This window comes from Pseudomonas sp. Sample_9, assembly GCF_004307535.1.
In the GTDB taxonomy this organism is placed as follows: Bacteria; Pseudomonadota; Gammaproteobacteria; order Pseudomonadales; family Pseudomonadaceae; genus Aquipseudomonas; species Aquipseudomonas mercuritolerans.
The window spans coordinates 12,868-14,069 of the sequence record NZ_RAZO01000180.1 but is presented as its reverse complement, the minus strand read 5'-3'; the positions used below and the strand labels follow the sequence as shown (position 1 = coordinate 14,069).

1 protein-coding gene is annotated in these 1,202 nt (G+C 60.1%); it reads left to right on the top strand.

Features of this window, described 5'->3' with window-relative positions:
* Positions 1 to 174 precede the first annotated feature (174 nt).
* Positions 175 to 1,202 (top strand): fatty acid desaturase (locus D6877_RS10085; protein ID WP_130910655.1); only part of this gene is annotated, 1,028 nt, incomplete at its 3' end.

The window sequence follows — 1,202 nt, the reverse complement described above, 5'->3', positions numbered from 1 at the left end:
CTGTCCAGCCCGAGCGCGTCGAGTTGTTTGCGCAAGGCGCGGGTCCAGCTGGCGAGGGAGGTCGGTTCCTTCATGCGAATTGGCGCGTCCGGTCAACAGGTTGGCGTTCTTGGCTAGCGCGGTTCCAGCCCAAGCGAGGCACGATGCATTCATCTTAGACCCGAGGATGGAAGCATGGACGGTACTTCTGCAAGCCCTGAACGACTGAATGCGGCGCAGCGCTCGGCGCATATTCGCCAGGTGGTGTTGGCCAAAGGCACGCAATTGCGTGAGCGCTACCCGATTCTTCAACATCAGGATGCCCTCGGTGCGGGGATTCTGGCGTTCGCGCTGGCCGGGATGATCGGCTCGGCGGCGCTGTACATCACTGGCCATATGGCTTGGTGGGTGTGCCTGCTGCTCAATGCTTTTTTCGCCTCGCTGACCCATGAGCTGGAACATGACCTGATCCACAGCATGTACTTCCGCAAACAACGCGTGCCGCACAACCTGATGATGGGCCTGGTCTGGCTGGCGCGGCCGAGCACGATCAACCCGTGGATCCGTCGTCATCTGCACCTCAACCATCACAAGGTTTCCGGCACTGAAGCCGACATGGAAGAGCGCGCAATCACCAACGGCGAGCCGTGGGGGTTTGCCCGTCTGCTGATGGTTGGCGACAACCTGATGTCGGCGTTCATCCGTCTGCTGCGCGCCAAGACCTGGGCACACAAGTGGAGCATCGGCAAACGCGTGCTCAAGGTCTACGCACCGCTGGCGCTGCTGCATTGGGGCGCGTGGTATGTGTTTCTCGGCTTTCACGGGGCCAATGGCATCGCCTATTTGCTGGGCTCGCCAATCGAGTGGTCGGCCACCACACTTTCGGTGATGCAGGTGATCGATATCGCCGCCGTGGTGATCATCGGCCCGAACGTGCTGCGCACTTTCTGCCTGCACTTCATCAGCTCGAATATGCATTACTACGGCGACGTCGAACCGGGCAATGTGCTGCAGCAATGCCAGGTGCTGAACCCGTGGTGGCTGTGGCCGTTGCAAGCGTTCTGCTTCAACTTCGGCAGCAGTCACGGGATTCATCATTTTGTGGTCAAGGAGCCGTTTTACATTCGTCAGATGACCGTGCCGGTGGCGCACAAGGTCATGCGCGAGATGGGTGTGCGGTTCAATGATTTCGGCACGTTTGGCCGGGCGAACCGGTTTGTGCG